Raw genomic sequence first — 16486 nt, forward strand, 5'->3', positions numbered from 1 at the left:
CCCCCCCCCCCCCCCCCCCCCCCCCCCCCCCCCCCCCCCCCCCCCCCCCCCCCCCCCCCCCCCCCCCCCCCCCCCCCCCCCCTTTTAGTACTGTCTCGGGGGCTCGGAGATGTGTATAAGAGACAGATGGTGAAGTGGCCGTTTTCGTAACCTACCTTATAAAGCACGGTGTTCTGGTGCGGAAAATCTGCCATTTCAGATAAAGGCTTATGGCTTAAATAACATAGCAACAAGCGCATGGCTCTGCCGTGCATGCAAACCAGCACCGTCTTCTCATCGGCTTGGCTTACCATAACCTCAACGGCATCCTTTAAGCGTGCCAGTACTTCGTTCGGACTTTCGCCCCCCTCAAACTTGGCATCGTAGTCGCCGTTTTGCCAAGCTTCTACCAATTGCATAAAAGCACGGCGCGCCTCTTCGGTATTCGGCTGACCTTCCCATAAACCCCAAGCCAGCTCGTCTAAACCTTCCAATTGTTGCCATGGCAGGCCTAAATCTATAAAGCCTTGTACAGTTTGATGGGTACGTTTTAAGCTGGAAGTGTAGATTTTAGCAAAGGGAACCGTTTGATAGTGATCAAAAAATGCCTGTCCCTGCTTTCTTCCAGTATCATTCAGATCGCTGTCTACGCCACGCCCCTGTACAATGCCCAGGCGGTTCAATTCGGTTTCGCCATGTCTGATGATATAGAGTTCTTTCATTGAAGGGGATTAAAAGTTGGAGGGTTTTAAGGTTAAAAGTTAGCGGTTAGTTTATCACCGGTAGTTTGTAGTATTGAGGCTTCGCCTCTTCTTCAAATACAACTTCAGTATAATCGGTTACTACATTGTACAAAGTATCTCTTTCTATGGGCTTACGGCCTACATGCTTAATCAGGTCTACCAGTTCTTTGGTACTCATAGCCGGGTTTTGCTCTTCGGCGCCAGCCATCGAGTAGATTTTGGTGGTATCGTCTAAGGTGCCATCAATATCATCCACGCCAAAATTAAGCGACAGCTGGGCAGTTTCCCTGCTAATCATTGCCCAATAGGCCTTGATATGATCGAAATTGTCCATATAAATACGGGCAATCGCATAGTTTCTCAAATCTTCAACCACCGAAACTTCGGCTACATGGCTCATTTGATTATGTTGATTCCTGAACTTTAATGGAATAAAAGTTTGGAAACCTCCGGTTTTATCTTGCAACTGGCGCAAACGCTCCATATGGTCAACCCGATGCGCAAACTTTTCGATATGTCCGTAAAGCATGGTGGCATTTGAGCGCATGCCCAATTTGTGCCATTCTTCGTGTATGGCTAGCCATTGGTCGGCCGTGCACTTGTCTTTGGCAATCTGCTCGCGGATTTCGGGATGGAAAATCTCTGCACCGCCTCCTGGAATTGATTCCAATCCGGCATCTTTCATCAATTTCATGCCTGTGGCATAATCGATTTTAGCTTTCTTGAAAATATAATGGTACTCAACAGGTGTTAAGGCCTTTACATGCAAGGCCGGACGGTGCTTTTTTATGGCAGTAAACAAGGCCGAATAAAAAGCGACATCGTACTGTGGCAAAACGCCCCCAACAATATGTACTTCGGTAACGGGCTCATTGTCGTACTTCCTCACTACTTCCATCATTTCTTCCATGGTTAGCGCCCACCCTTCTTCCTTTTGCTTGATCAGTCTCGAGTAAGAACAGAATTTACAATCGTAAACACACAGATTAGTAGGTTCCAAGTGAAAATTGCGATTGAAATAAGTCAAGTCGCCATGCTTCTTTTCACGGATATAATTGGCCAAAACACCTAAATAACCAAGCTCTGCATGTTCGTAAAGGTATACGCCTTCATCAAAAGTAATTCGTTCGCCGGCTTTTACCTTTTTAGCTATGGCGAGTAGAGGTGCCGAAAGAGTTGGATTGTGGAGAAGAATATCTAAAGCTTGCACTGCCATCCTTTATTAATGTTTAGGCAAAAGTACAACAATGACCTAATTGAACATCATTTTCTTGTAAAAATGGCTTATTTAGAAACGATATCCGATAGTGGGTTGACAGTTGGCGGTTTTGAATAGCGATTTTGCTTCAGATTTAGCTCTTTCAGTCCTGACCGAAATCGAAGTTTTGAACAAGCAGCAATCACCGACAAGCATTATTCATTTGGTTACCCGCTCAGACTTGTACTCAAGTCGTGCCTAAAACAGCTTGTACGCCGATGGAATACCCATCAACAAAAAGAGCCATAATCAATCGACTATGGCTCTTTATCTTTTAAGCTTTGCCTATTTGGCCGCTTTCGAAAAGTTCATTACGATATAGGCGGTTTTGTTGCCGTATTCGATTGGCGATTTGATGGTCATGTTCACATCATCGGCAGCGGCCAGCATTAAACGGTAGCCTTCGGTTACGTTTTTAGCTTTATCGCCTTCATAAAGTTTTTTAAACTGAAAAGTTCCATCTGCCGCATTTACTGACCAGAAAATAGTCTGTGTTTTGGCTGCACAAGTGGCACTTGATGGCAAACTGTAGCTTCCATTGCCACTATTGGTCAGGTTCCAAGTACTGCCAATAAAACATTTATAAGAGCTTTCGCCCAAGAACGATTTCACCGCGATATCAGGAATACCGTCAAAAGTAATGTTATTGAGCACCCAATTTCCGGTTACACCGCTTCTCTTTACGGCTGGTGCGCCTGATGTTGTTTTCGGAGAACAGCTTTGTAAAACTATTATTGAACTACAAATTAAAGCCGCTATTAAAAATATTCTTTTCATATACTTGTTTTTTAATATGCTAATTACACAAATCTTGCCAAAATCTACAACTTTTAAGATTAAAATTTAGCTTTGCTTTAAATCCCTAGTAATTAAGCCTGAAAAATGAAACCAGAAACTGCGGCCATACATGCTCTTCATTTAACCCAAAGCTCTACGGGCGACGTCACCATGCCAATAAGCCTCTCTACTACTTTTTTAAGGGGCGAAGATGGCGGCTACCCTGGCGGACATATGTATAGCAGAGTGAGCAATCCAAACCGATCGGCCCTGGAAAGTGTAATAACGGCACTCGAATTTGGCGAAGACAGCTGCGCGTTTTCTTCGGGAAACACTGCGGGAATGGCTGTATTTCAGGCACTGGAACCCGGTAGCCACATTATTGCCCCCGACGATATGTACTGGGGTTTTAAGAAACAGCTGCAAAGCATTTTTGCGGCTACCCTTACTTTCGATTTTATTGACCTGACCGATCATTCGGCCGTAGCCAACCATATTAAACCCAATACAGCGCTAATTTGGGCCGAAACGCCATCCAACCCACTTTTAAAAATTACGGACATTGAGGCGCTGGCGGCGATTTGCAAAAAACACCAACTCATTTTTGCCTGCGACAGTACCTTTGCTTCGCCCAGCTTGCAAAACCCTATCAAGTTGGGAGCCGCTATTGTGATGCACTCTACCACCAAGTACATTGGGGGCCACAGCGATGTACTGGGCGGTTGCTTAACTACGGCGCGTAAAGACGAATTTTGGGAGAAAATCAAAAATATTCAGCAGATTGGTGGCGCAGTACCCTCTCCTTTCGATTGCTTTTTGCTGTTGCGCAGCCTCAAAACATTGGCCTACCGCATGAAAGGACATTGCGAAAATGCCGAAAAATTGGCGCAACACTTAGCGCAACATCCTAAAATAGCAGGAGTTTATTATCCAGGCTTAGCTTCGCACCCGCAACACGAGATCGCCAAAAAACAGATGAATGGTTTTGGTGGCATGCTTTCTATTTTGGTTAATGGCGATGCCATAGCAGCCAGAACAGTAGTAAACAAGGTAAGCCTATTTGCACAAGCAACCAGTCTGGGCGGCGTAGAAAGCCTTATTGAGCACCGTGCATCTGTTGAAGGTCCCGATACCAAAACGCCACAAAATTTAATTCGGATTTCGGTTGGCTTAGAGCATATCGATGATTTGATTGCCGACCTAGACCAAGCACTGGCATTTGTATAGCAATAGTTTATGGGACATGGACCACCTACCATCCACTATTAGCTCATAACCATTTACAGCAAATAACTCAAAATCAATAACTTAAAAATAAATCGAAATTTTATTTTGCAGGTTTTCAGATTTTCACATATCTTTGGAACATTATTCGGCGAAAGCTGAATTTCCAAGTCAATATCTTTTAAAGATTTGATTTATAAAGAAGTGGCGAGAGACAGGCTCTTTGACCCACTGGCAACCCTCCCTAACGGAGAAGGTGCCAATTCCTGACCGGGCAACATGGTGTTGTTTGGAAATATAAATTGAAGAAAATGAAAAAGTTCAATTCATCATCGCTCCTTAGCGAAAATTCAGGTTCAAAACCCAAACAGTCGGTTTCATTTTTAAATGTAAATCAGTTTTGCTGTAACGCACAGTTGATGTGTTGTATGTGCTGTCGCATATACTAAGCATAAAATTCTTCCCCTTTGTATGTTCAATTTGGAAGGCCCTAAAAAATTAGGGTACGCTAACGGCTAATGCTGGATTTAAGCCAAAATAGCCCTCGCCTACTTCAGGCAAACGTAATCAACTCATCGTTTCAGGCATTTACAATTTAAACTTAGAAATCATGTCAACATCCTATAAATTCGAAACCCTACAGCTACACGCTGGACAAGAAATAGACCCTACAACTGGCTCAAGAGCCGTACCTATCTATCAAACCACTTCTTATGGCTTTAAAAATTCTGAACATGGCGCCAACCTCTTTGCGCTAAAAGAATTCGGCAACATTTACACCCGTTTAATGAATCCTACCACCGATGTATTCGAAAAAAGGATTGCCGCATTAGAGGGTGGAGTTGCCGCCTTGGCCGTAGGTTCTGGACAAGCTGCCCAATTTATTGCCTTGAACAACATTTTGCAGGCAGGCGATAATTTTGTAGCCTCGAGCCACTTATATGGCGGTACTTACAACCAATTCAAAGTAGCCTTTAAGCGTTTGGGCATCGAAACACGCTTTGCCAACGGCGATGATCCTGCCGACTTCGAAAGCAAGATTGATGGCAATACCAAGGCTATTTATGTAGAAACCATTGGCAATCCTTCGTTTAGCATTCCCGATTTTGAGAAAATAGCGGCCATTGCCAAACAATATGACCTGCCACTAATTGTAGACAACACTTTTGGTGCGGCCGGCTATTTGTTTAAGCCATTGGAACATGGGGCACATGTGGTGGTACAATCGGCCACCAAATGGATTGGCGGACATGGCACCAGCATCGGCGGCGTAATTGTTGACGGTGGCAACTACAATTGGGGCAACGGCAAATTCTTTCAATTTATCGAACCAGCCGAAGGGTACCATGGCTTGATTTTCGACGATGTTTTCGGACAAGACGGCCCGTTTGGCAACATCCAGTTCATTATCCGTGCCCGTGTTGAAGGCCTGCGAGATTTTGGTCCGGCATTGGCACCTTTCAATTCTTTCTTGTTGCTCCAAGGATTGGAAACCCTGTCATTGCGTGTACAACGCCATGTAGAAAATGCGCTGGCTTTGGCAACTTGGCTCGAAAACCATCCGGCAGTAGCTAAGGTAAACTATCCTGGCCTGGAAAGCAACCCTTACCATGCCAATGCCAAAAAATACCTGCGCAACGGATTTGGGGCTGTGCTTTCATTCGAACTGAACGGCGATAAGGAACAGGCCATTGCCTTCGTCGACAGCTTAAAATTGGTAAGCCATTTGGCCAATGTGGGCGACGCCAAAACATTGATCATCCAGCCATCGGCCACTACGCATCAGCAACTCAGCATCGACGAACAAATTGCAGCCGGCGTTACGCCAAACCTGTTGCGCGTTTCTGTAGGCATTGAGCATATCGACGATATCATCGCCGATTTTGAACAAGCTTTTTCAGTTGTCAGTTCTCAATTGCCAGTTAACAGTTTGCTAGTTTAACCCTTCAACTTTCCAACATCCAAACCCTACATATACCACCAACAGAAAATGAGTACTACAGCCACTTATAAATACCCTAAGCTCTTTAAGTTAGAAAGCGGCAAAAAACTACGCAATGTAGAAATCTCCTATCAGACTTATGGAAAACTGAATGCCAACAAAGACAATGTAATTTGGGCTTGCCACGCCTTAACTGCCAATGCTGATGTGTTGGATTGGTGGGACGGCCTGTTCGGCAACAGCGCCTTGTTTAACCCAAATGAGCACTTTATTGTATGTGCCAATATTTTGGGTTCGCACTATGGCACTACCAATCCACTGAGCATTAATCCAGTAACGGGACAGCCCTATTACCTTTCTTTTCCTGAATTTACCATCAGGGATCTGGCAGGCTTGCATCAACTATTGGCCAACCATTTAGGGATCAACAGCATTAAGGTATTGATTGGCGGATCTTTGGGCGGACAACAAGCATTAGAATGGTCGATTGCCAAAACCATAAATGTAGAAAACCTGATTTTGGTGGCTACCAATGCGGTGCATTCGCCCTGGGGCATCGCCTTTAACGAAAGTCAGCGTTTGGCCATCAGTACCGACAGGACTTTTTACGCCAATCAGCCCGATGGTGGACTGAAAGGCCTGAAAGCGGCGCGCAGTATCGCCTTGCTTTCTTATCGTACCTACGAAGCTTATGCCGCTACACAATTGGAAAGCGTAAACGACAAAATCGGCAACTACAGGGCATCGTCTTACCAAAACTACCAGGGCGAGAAACTATGCAAGCGCTTTAATGCCTACAGCTATTGGTATTTGAGCAAAGCGATGGACAGCCATAATGTGGGTCGTGGCAAGAAAAGTATTGTAGCAGCATTGGCCGAAGTTGAAGCAAATACCTTGGTTATTGGTATCGATAACGATATGCTCTTCCCCATCGGCGAGCAAAAATTCTTGGCCGAACATATTACCGATGCGCAATTCAGCAGTATCAACTGTGCCTATGGCCACGATGGCTTTTTGATAGAGACAGACAAACTGACCAACATTATCGGAAATTTTTTAAAGGAAAGCAGCGACAAGAAGATCATCAAGTTGCATCAAACGGCCTAGAGAAAACCATCATGTATATAGTCAATGGCCCAAGCCCAATGCGACTAACGAACAAGTGACTGATAAAATTTACTAAAGAATTAACATAACATAAAAATGAGCAAGAAACTTAAAATAGGATTATTTGGATTTGGTGTGGTTGGACAGGGCCTTCATGATATTATCCGCGGACAAAACCTCAATTTAGAGGTGGTAAAAATAGCCATCAAAAACCCGGAAAAGAAACGAAGCCTGGATGCACATCTTTTCACCACTTCGCACGATGAAATCCTGGACAATCCGGAAATCAATACTATTGTAGAGCTGATTGACGATGCTGATGCCGCTTTCCAGATTGCCAAAAAAGCGTTGAGCAATGGGAAACACGTGGTATCGGCCAACAAAAAAATGATTGCGACCCACTTGGAAGAACTGGTGAAACTACAGGCCGAACATGGCACCTCGCTGCTGTACGAAGGAGCGGTATGTGGCAGTATTCCGATTATCCGTAACCTGGAAGAGTACTACGACAACGAATTACTGCATGGAATCAGTGGTATCTTCAATGGTTCATCAAACTACATCCTTTCTAAAATATTTAACGAAGGCCTAAGCTACGGCACTGCGTTGCAACAGGCACAGGATTTGGGTTTTGCCGAAACCGACCCCATTTTGGACGTTGGTGGCTACGACCCTAAGTTTAAACTGACCATAGCCACAGCACATGCCTATGGCTTGTTTATCAATCCGGATCATATTTTAAATGTAGGCATCCAAAATATTTCAGATGCCGATATCCAATATGCAAGAGAGAAAAACTTTAAGATCAAATTGGTGCCTACGGCGCGCAAAATCAGCACCAAGCAAATCGTAACCTTTGTATTGCCCAAATTTGTAAAGGCCGACGATTTCTTGTTCAACGTAGAAAACGAATACAATGGCGTAACCGTGCAGGCCGCTTTTGCCGACAAGCAGTTTTTCTTTGGTAAAGGTGCCGGCGGCCACCCTACCGGCGCGGCTGTGCTTTCTGACATTGCTGCTTTGCGCTACGACTACCGCTACGAGTATAAAAAATACCACCAACAAAATGGCCTCATCCATACCGACAAAGTAAGCATTGAAGTTTACCTGCGTTACGTACATGAGTACACCGTAGAAAAACTCCAGGTAGAAAATATCTCCGAACGCTTTGCCCGCAACGACTACAAATACGTAATTGGCAGCATCAGCCTGAAAAGCCTGATCGAAAACCGTGAGTTATTACTAAACAAAGACGTATTCATTGCCCAAACCGGCAAACTCACCTACAGCCAACAAGACATCAAGGCCATTGCCGAAGAAGGATTACTTGTAAATTAAAAAAACCGACTTTCGAAGTCTTAAAGAATCGAAAGTCTATTCTCAACATATTTTTTGTTTTGTTTCTATGCAAAAAGGCCCGAAATATTCGGGCCTTTTGCTTTATCGTACAATTATTTTAAGAAATCTCTCGATTGATATCCCAGTTCTCGAGATAATCAGCTACGCGACGGACAAACGAACCACCCAACGCCCCATCTACCACCCTATGGTCGTAAGAAAGCGAAAGGAACATCATGTGGCGAATGGCAATTACATCGCCAAACTCCGTTTCTAAAACAGCCGGCTTCTTTTTAATGGCGCCAACGGCTAAGATGGCTACCTGTGGCTGGTTGATAATCGGGGTGCCCATTACATTGCCAAAAGAACCCACATTGGTTAAAGTGAACGTGCCGTTTTGGGTTTCGTCGGGTTTCAGTTTAGAGGCACGTGCCCTCGAAGCCAAATCGTTAACGGCTTTGGTCAGGCCAACCAAGTTCAGCTGATCTGCATTCTTGATAACCGGTACAATGAGGTTGCCGCTAGGCAAAGCCGCGGCCATACCAATATTGATATCGCGTTTTTTGATGATTTGGGTTCCGTTTACGGTTACATTGATCATCGGAAAATCCTTAATCGCTTTGGTAACAGCTTCCACAAAAATTGGCGTAAAGGTAATTTTTTCGTTCTCCCTTTGTTCGAAGGTCTTTTTCACCTTATCGCGCCATTTCACCAAATTGGTTACGTCGGCTTCAACAAAAGAAGTCACATGTGGCGAAGTTTGCTTGCTCATCACCATATGATCGGCAATCAGCTTGCGCATTCTGTCCATTTCAATAATTTCATCGCCACCACTTAAGCTTGGCGCTGGTGCAACCGTTGCTTGTGGCTTGGCTGGCGTGGCAACAGGCTGATTGGTTTGTGCAGGTTGCGCGGCTGCAACTGGCGCACCGCCATTTTTTTGTTGCACATAATTGAGCAGGTCATCCTTGGTTACACGACCATCGGCCCCGCTTCCTTTGAGCTGATCAAGCTCTGCCACAGAAATATTTTCCTGCGCTGCTATATTTTTGACCAACGGCGAATAAAAACGCCCCGAATCTTTAAAATCTTGTGAAGTATTCGATGTAGCTGGTGTACTTGGCAATTGGCTGATGCCCGGAATATTGGCTTCGGCAACAGCTGGAGCCTCTTGCGCGACCGGCGTTTCCTGAGCCGATGTGCCTGGCTGGCCACCCTCAGTTTCGATAATGGCAATTACCGCTCCTACCTGAACTACATCATCAGCAGCAAACAACTGCTTTACCAGCTTTCCTGCAACTGGCGACGGCACTTCCGAGTCTACTTTGTCGGTAGCAATTTCCAATATGGTATCGTCCAGCTGAATGGTATCTCCCGGCTGTTTCGTCCATTTGATAATGGTAGCTTCTGCAACACTCTCTCCCATTTTTGGTAACAATAATTCGTATTGTGCCATAGTAATTACTTGTGTTTATAATTGGTATACGGGCGCAAAAGTACGCTTTTTTAGCGATTTAATTCAAATCTTGTTTCAAGAGATTTAGCAGCATGGTTAAAGCGGCCATTGCCGAGCGCTCGATATTCTGAATCCTTTTGTTGCCAAAAGTGAACAGTTTAGCTTCTACTTTATGCTTACTGGCCACAGCAATCCATACCGTTCCGACAGGTTTCCCGGGCAAGCCGCCACCCGGACCGGCAATACCGCTTACCGCAATGGCGTAATCGGTTTTAAAATGCGAAATGGCTCCTTGGGCCATCTCCTTTACAGTCTGCTCGCTTACTGCGCCAAAGGTGGTCAATGTTTCATGTTTTACGCCCAGAATAGATTCTTTCAAATCGTACGAATAAGCTACTGCACCGCCTGCAAATACGGCCGAAGAACCTGCGTGCTGCGTAATCAGATGCGAAATATAGCCTCCGGTACAACTTTCGGCGGTAGAGAGCGTAAGCCCTTTGGCTTCCATTTGGTCGAGAATTGCTTTTTCGAGGGCAATATCCTGATCAATCACTACATGTTTAGCAATCCGCGTCATGATTTGCTGCGCAAAATGCCCAATCTCTTTTTCCAAGGCCACCTCATCGGTACCTTTACCGCTTAGCCTCAACCTTACCTGACCAAGCTTTGGCAGGTAGGCCAATTTGATATAGCCGGGCAATTGTTCTTCAATATCTTCGATTTGCTGCGCCAAAAACGATTCGCCCAAACCAGCGGTTAAAATGGTCTTATGGATGATTGACGAAAGATTAAAAGTTTTTTTGATGCGCGGCAGGATTTCTTCTTCCATCAAATACATCATTTCGAAAGGAACACCAGGCATAGACACAATTATTTTTCCATTCACCTCAAACCACATGCATGGAGCCGTTCCGTTTTTGTTCTGGATCACCGTACAACCATCTGGAACATCGGCCTGTTTGATGTTGGCCTCGATCATTGGCCTATTGAGACGCGCAAAAATATCGGTTACATGGGCCAAAGTGGCTTCGTCCCTGCGCAAAGGCATATTGAAATAATTGGACAAGGTCAATTTGGTTACATCGTCTTTGGTTGGCCCCAAGCCGCCGGTCATCAAAATCAGGTCTGCACGTTGCTGCGCCTCGTCTAAAGCCTGTTTAATATGCTCGGCTTGGTCTGAAACCGAAGTAATCTGCTTAACGCTTACGCCAATCTTGTTCAGTTCTTGGCCCATCCACGCAGAATTGGTGTCTACAACCTGACCAATCAGGATTTCGTCGCCAATAGTAATGATTTCTGCTAGCATCTTTCTATGTATTTAGTATTTGGTATAGTAGCCTTTGCGTTTGCTCAGTTTCAGGTCTTGCAGGATAGAAGCTTTTACTTTGATATCGATCGAATAGCTCTGGTAGCTGCCGAATGGTATCCAGCTGGCACTCAAATCCCAGCAATGCAGGTCGCGGTAAATGGCAAACGAAGTATAAGAGAGGTTTTTGGCCTTAAAGTCGTAACCAGAATTGAACTGTATTTTCCACTTTGGCGTTAAATTAAAATCGCCGTTAAAGTTTAGCGTATTACTGATATTTCGGGTCTCCTTTTGACCGAATGGATTGTTATAGTTGAAGCTATACGAAAAAGCAAAATTCCAAGGAATATTAAAATCGACAAATGCATTCGGATCTCGACTAATAGCAGCCAGCTCTTCAATCTGTTCTGGCGTACGACCCGTTTGTGTGGTCTGGTTCTTCAGGTTGTCCATGTTTTTGTTCCGAGCTTTGAGGGCATCTGGATTCAAGCTATAATCGAAAGAAAATGTGAAATTGGTTAAACGAGGCAATTTTCCCTCACTCCACACAAACTTGTCGATCTCTCTGTAAGAACGACTAGTCACCTGGTTCGCACCCGTTCCAGAAACGGTGGTAACTTCCTGCACCACATAAGGACTAAACACCCCGCTAAAGTTAAAGCCAAGTTTATCGGTAAACTGCGAACGGCCGCTAAAGTTAATCGGTGCCAGCTTCATACTATCCTGCACAAAATTGTATGAACTCGAAAAGGTCAATCCTTGGATAATTGGGATCTTTTTCTCTCCGGTGCCTGTGGTATCTTTGGCCGATGCCACTTTTAACTCTACGTTATTATCTACCGAAAAGCCCAAACTGGCCTGTCTACCAGCAGATGGCCCGCCAAAAATACCCTGTTCAAAAACCGAATATTTTAAAGGCTTGCCCTTACTGTCTAGCTTATATTGCCCGGTTGGCACACTTAGTCCTGGCCTAAGGTCGTTGGTATAAATCTCCTGATACTTATAATAATTGCTATTGGCCGAAAAATCGGGCTTGTAAGAAAAACTGATATTCGGCGTAACCACGTGCCTGATGGCTTTGATCTTGCCGAGGTGCTTGAAATCCTTCCGGCCATAAAACTTGGTCGACATGCCCAAACTCAGGGAATATTCGCCTGCCCGCCTAAAGCCGTTCACCGTATCAACCGCAATGCTGTCTACCCCTGGCGATTGGATATAGCGATTCCGTATGGTCTGAAAATACCATCGCTCGTTGTAATTGGCATTTGCACTAAAATTGAGGTATTTGAGCACATTGAAAGGCAAGCTGATCGGAATGCTATGCTGCATGCCGTTTTTGAAACGCTTTAATCCGTCTTTGTCAAAAAGCAGGTTTTCTTTCGTATTTACGGTATTGCTGGCCTGCAAACTATAGCCTACGCTCAACTTCTGATACCATTTTGGTGTACCAGAGCTGTTTTTCATATCGAAAGGGTTAATGGTCGACATGTTTAAGCTCACCTGAGGCAAAGTTAAACTAATGGTTTTATTCTGTGTTTCTTGCGAGTGGGTTAAGGCCGCGGTTAAGTTAAACAAGCCATCGCCAAACACTTTGCCATAAGAAATACTCGAACTCATGGTGTTCTGCGCAATCTGGTTGATGTCGTAAGTACCATTGGCCGCCGTGGTCCTAAAAAAGTTGCCCGTACCCGCATTTACCGAGGCGCTAAAAGTGGTTCCCGGCCTGGCATTGGCATTTTGCGCATGCGTCCAACCAATATGGAAGTTCTTTTGCGGCGTATATTCCGGCGTACCTTCCAAACCGTTTCGGGTACTGGAATAAGAAAGGTTAAAATTACCATTGTACTTGTAGCGCTTGATGTAATTAGTCGCCAGGCTAAGATCGTAAGAACCATTGGTAAAGATGTTTCCCATCAATTTAGCATCCCAATAATCGTTCAGTGCCAGGTAATAGCCCCCATTGGTCAACGAAAAACCTTTGGTAGCATCTTCCCCTGGCGTAGGCAAAATAATCCCCGACGATTTTTTGTTGGGCTTCGGAAAAAAGCCAAAAGGAATGGCTATAGGTAAAGGTACGCCTTCAAATTCCATATAAACCGGCCCCGTAATAATTTGGGTTTCGGTAGCAATCCCCTTGGTAATGTGTATGCCGTAATGCGGATGCGGCAAATTACAGGTACTATAGATGGTCCCCTTTACATGGAACTCGTTATCGGGTTGCACCTTGGTTTTGCCCCCTGAGAAAAACCCGCCCTGCTGTTCGGTATATACGCCATGCACAATACCCTGGTGTTCCTTGGTGTTATAGGTCAGCGAATCGGCAATAGACGAGCCATCTTTGCCCATTTTAAAAATCGGTCTGCCCACATACTTGCCTTTGTCGGTTTTAACGCCACTGGCAAAAATGGTATTGTCTTTCGAATTGAAGCGGATGTAATCGGCATCCAGCTCAAAATCTTCGTAGATTACCCTTGCTTTTCCATATAGATGGATAATGCCGTTCTTGCGATCTGTGCGAATAGAATCCTGCGAATAATATTCCAGTTTATCGTCTAAACTGCTTTTGGTCATCTTTTTTTTGACCTTTGTCGTATCTTTTTTGGAACTGTCGGTTTGCTTAACTACTTGCTGAAAAGCAAATTTAGACAAAGCCATAGCTTTATTCCCCGCAACTGAAAATAAAAGAGTAGCCGTTATGAAAATGATATTCCGTAAAAGTTTCAAATTTGTGCGTGAATGTTATTTTTGCAATAATGTTTATCCCAAAACGTTCAAAATTAATGAAAAATATACCAATGGTTAGGTCAAATCCGATTTTGATGATATTTATTTCTGCCATCCTAGTGTTAGGCATTGATAACCAATCATTTGCACAAGAATACAAAATAAAAACAATCGTCATAGATGCGGGGCATGGTGGCCGAGACGGCAATACGCGCGGACTTTACTCTGCAGAAAAAGACGTGGCCTTAAAAACGGCATTGCGCCTTGGAAAGCTGATCGAAGACAATTTAAAGGACGTAAAAGTAGTTTACACCCGTACAACCGATGTTTTTATTCCTTTATATGAACGTATCGGCTTGGCCAATACCGTTAAGGCCGATCTGTTCATCTCGATCCACTGCAACGACATGCCGGTTTACACCACCCGTTACATTAGCGGCTATACCCGCAAAAAAGGCAAAAAGATACCGATATATAAATACAGAAGTGCCAAAAGCACCTCTACCAGAGGTACGGAAACCTTTGTTTCGGGTACCGGCAGGATCAACGAGCAGGACGATGCCATTAAAAGAGAAAATGCCTCTATCTTTTTAGAGGACAACTATAAGGAAAACTACGAAGGCTTTAACCCCGACGATCCCGAAAGTGCCATTATCCTCTCGCTGATGAAAAATACTTTCAGGACACAGAGCCTTAAACTGGCCAAATTTGTACAAGACGAATATGTAAAAGTAGGTAGGATTAACAGGGGCGTTCAAGAAAAAAGCCTGGCTGTGTTGGCCCGTGCAGGTATGCCGGCCATCCTTACCGAGATCGGCTTTATTAGCAATCCTGCGGAAGAAGACTACATGAACTCTGAAGCCGGACAAATAGAAATTACCGAATGTCTTTTAAAAGCCATACAAGCTTATAAAGCAAGTGTAGAAATCTAATTCACATTATTTATTGTAAATTTGCACCAAACAAAATTAAATGAAGCTGAAGAAGTACCTGCCTATTCTGACGATATGTTGCTGTTTGACCCTTCAAAGTATCGCTCAAGGGTACAAAATGAAGACGATAGTAATTGATGCAGGCCACGGTGGCTTCAGGTCGGGCGCCGCGGGCTCCTACTCGCTCGAAAAAAACGTAACCTTGCAGGTAGCCCTCAAACTAGGCAAAAAATTGGAAGAAACCTTTCCGCACATCAAAATTGTACAAACACGCAAAACGGATGTTGATGTAGACTGGTACAGAAGGGCCGAAATTGCCAACGATTTGAAAGCCGATCTTTTCATTTCCATCCACTGCAACTCTATGCCCGACGACAGAGTGCTGGTTGGTAAAGACAAAAAAGGCAAGCCCATTTATAAATATGTTAAAAACAAAACCACCAAAGGTACCGAAACCTTTGTAGGCGCCTACCGACGCATTAACGAAATGGATGCCGGCATTAGGGAAAACGAGGAAATTTTAAAGGACAAAGACTACAAGAAAAAAGGTGCTTACGATCCGACAGACCCCGAAGAATTAATTATGCTATCTTTGTACAAATCGCTGTACAGGACAAAAAGCCTCGACCTGGCCCAGAAGATACAAAAAAACTATACAGAAGTAAACAAAAGGGGCAACAGAGGTGTTAAAGAGCAAGGATTATTGATTTTGCAAAGGGCGGCAATGCCTTCTGTACTAACCGAAATCGGCTTTATTTCTAATCCTGACGAAGAAGATTACATCAACTCCGCCAGCGGGCAGGAAGAGATTGTAAATGCAATAGTTGATGCCATTAAGCAATATAAAAAAGAAGTTGAGAACTAAATAAACCCAAACTACGTGAAAATCAAAAACGAAACTAAAGTAGGCGTTCTGGCCGCATTTGCCATAGCCTTATTGATTATCGGCTACAACTTTTTAAAGGGAAATTCCATCTTTTCGAGCGAAACCGTACTTTATGCCAAATACACACATGTAGATGGCTTAACTGTATCTAAACCAGTATTGATCAATGGTTTTCAAATCGGTCGGGTTGATGCATTGGAGCTAAAGCCGGACGGTGGCATTGTGGCGACGCTTAAGATCAAATCGCAGTACGAAATCCCCAAAAACACAATCGCCCGCTTAGAAAGCACCGATTTACTGGGTGGAAAAGCCATTGTAATGGTTTTGGGCGACAGCAAGGAATATGCTGAAGATGGTTTTGTGTTAAACGGAAACGTTGAAAAAGGTTTGATGGAAGCCGTGCAGCCGGTACAGAAAAAAGCTGAGTTGATCATCACCAAAATGGATTCGATTTTAACCAGTGTAAACTCGATCTTAAACCCGAACTTCCAGAAAAATGTTGACCGCAGTTTCAATAGCATTGCCTCTACCCTAACTTCGTTGGAAGCAACTTCCAAAAAAGTGGATGCCTTGGTAGGTTCTGAAAGCTCGAAGCTTTCTAATATCCTTTCTAACGTAGAAGCTATTACGGTTAACTTTAAAAACAATGGTGCTAAAATAGACGCCATTTTAGCCAACCTGAATACCGTTACAGACAAAGCCGCCGCACTTAACTTTAAACAGACCATTGACAATGCCCTGTCTCTTATACACATCTAAAAGGGGGGGGGGGGGGGGGGGGGGGGGGGGGGGGGGGGGGGGGGGGGGGGGGGGG

At 44.4% G+C, this 16486-nt stretch carries 13 protein-coding genes and 1 riboswitch; of the genes, 7 read left to right on the forward strand and 6 right to left on the reverse strand.

Features of this window, described 5'->3' with window-relative positions:
* The 3 genes from JHD69_RS16410 to JHD69_RS16420 all read right to left on the reverse strand — a co-directional run.
* Positions 1-701 (reverse strand): histidine phosphatase family protein (locus JHD69_RS16410; RefSeq protein WP_370583504.1); only part of this gene is annotated, 701 nt, incomplete at its 3' end.
* Positions 702-747: 46 nt separating this feature from the next.
* A complete protein-coding gene (mqnE, locus tag JHD69_RS16415; protein ID WP_199141430.1) occupies positions 748-1938 on the reverse strand; it encodes an aminofutalosine synthase MqnE in 1191 nt (396 codons plus the stop codon).
* Between the two features lie 327 nt (positions 1939-2265).
* Complete coding sequence (locus tag JHD69_RS16420; protein WP_199141431.1) at positions 2266-2757, reverse strand: lipocalin family protein; 492 nt, start codon at positions 2755-2757, stop codon at positions 2266-2268.
* Between the two features lie 105 nt (positions 2758-2862).
* Between JHD69_RS16420 and JHD69_RS16425 the strand changes: the two genes are divergently transcribed.
* The 4 genes from JHD69_RS16425 (at position 2863) to JHD69_RS16440 (ending at position 8368) form a co-directional block, all read left to right on the forward strand.
* The gene (locus JHD69_RS16425; RefSeq protein WP_199141432.1) at positions 2863-3984 is read left to right on the forward strand and encodes a trans-sulfuration enzyme family protein; all 1122 of its coding nucleotides are present in this window, start codon (positions 2863-2865) and stop codon (positions 3982-3984) included.
* 188 nt (positions 3985-4172) lie between these two features.
* A riboswitch (SAM riboswitch) is annotated at positions 4173-4285 on the forward strand.
* A 306-nt stretch (positions 4286-4591) separates the two neighbouring features.
* Positions 4592-5923, forward strand: coding sequence for an O-acetylhomoserine aminocarboxypropyltransferase/cysteine synthase family protein (locus JHD69_RS16430; RefSeq protein ID WP_199141433.1), 1332 nt, complete (start codon positions 4592-4594; stop codon positions 5921-5923).
* 48 nt (positions 5924-5971) lie between these two features.
* A complete protein-coding gene (locus JHD69_RS16435; protein ID WP_199141434.1) occupies positions 5972-7030 on the forward strand; it encodes a homoserine O-acetyltransferase family protein in 1059 nt (352 codons plus the stop codon).
* A 96-nt stretch (positions 7031-7126) separates the two neighbouring features.
* The gene (locus tag JHD69_RS16440; RefSeq protein WP_199141435.1) at positions 7127-8368 is read left to right on the forward strand and encodes a homoserine dehydrogenase; all 1242 of its coding nucleotides are present in this window, start codon (positions 7127-7129) and stop codon (positions 8366-8368) included.
* Between the two features lie 118 nt (positions 8369-8486).
* On the opposite strand, the gene JHD69_RS16445 is transcribed toward JHD69_RS16440, so the two are convergent.
* The 3 genes from JHD69_RS16445 to JHD69_RS16455 are packed head-to-tail and all read right to left on the reverse strand — an operon-like array spanning position 8487 to position 13785.
* Positions 8487-9824: a dihydrolipoamide acetyltransferase family protein gene (locus tag JHD69_RS16445; RefSeq protein WP_199141436.1), complete on the reverse strand. Its 1338-nt coding sequence runs from the start codon at positions 9822-9824 to the stop codon at positions 8487-8489.
* 58 nt (positions 9825-9882) lie between these two features.
* Positions 9883-11130: a competence/damage-inducible protein A gene (locus tag JHD69_RS16450; RefSeq protein ID WP_199141437.1), complete on the reverse strand. Its 1248-nt coding sequence runs from the start codon at positions 11128-11130 to the stop codon at positions 9883-9885.
* Between the two features lie 12 nt (positions 11131-11142).
* Complete coding sequence (locus JHD69_RS16455; RefSeq protein ID WP_233165977.1) at positions 11143-13785, reverse strand: putative LPS assembly protein LptD; 2643 nt, start codon at positions 13783-13785, stop codon at positions 11143-11145.
* Positions 13786-13949: 164 nt separating this feature from the next.
* Here JHD69_RS16455 and JHD69_RS16460 point away from each other — a divergent pair, with 164 nt between their 5' ends.
* From JHD69_RS16460 to JHD69_RS21380, 3 genes are all read left to right on the forward strand, one after another.
* Positions 13950-14786 carry an N-acetylmuramoyl-L-alanine amidase family protein gene (locus JHD69_RS16460; protein ID WP_233165978.1) on the forward strand — a complete coding sequence of 279 codons (837 nt, stop codon included), beginning with the start codon at positions 13950-13952 and terminating at the stop codon, positions 14784-14786.
* Positions 14787-14904: 118 nt separating this feature from the next.
* Complete coding sequence (locus JHD69_RS16465; RefSeq protein ID WP_233165981.1) at positions 14905-15651, forward strand: N-acetylmuramoyl-L-alanine amidase family protein; 747 nt, start codon at positions 14905-14907, stop codon at positions 15649-15651.
* 15 nt (positions 15652-15666) lie between these two features.
* The gene (locus tag JHD69_RS21380; RefSeq protein ID WP_199141441.1) at positions 15667-16431 is read left to right on the forward strand and encodes an MlaD family protein; all 765 of its coding nucleotides are present in this window, start codon (positions 15667-15669) and stop codon (positions 16429-16431) included.
* Positions 16432-16486 lie beyond the last annotated feature (55 nt).

Origin of the sequence: Pedobacter sp. ASV12 (assembly GCF_016429155.1) — a bacterium.
GTDB lineage: Bacteria > Bacteroidota > Bacteroidia > Sphingobacteriales > Sphingobacteriaceae > Pedobacter.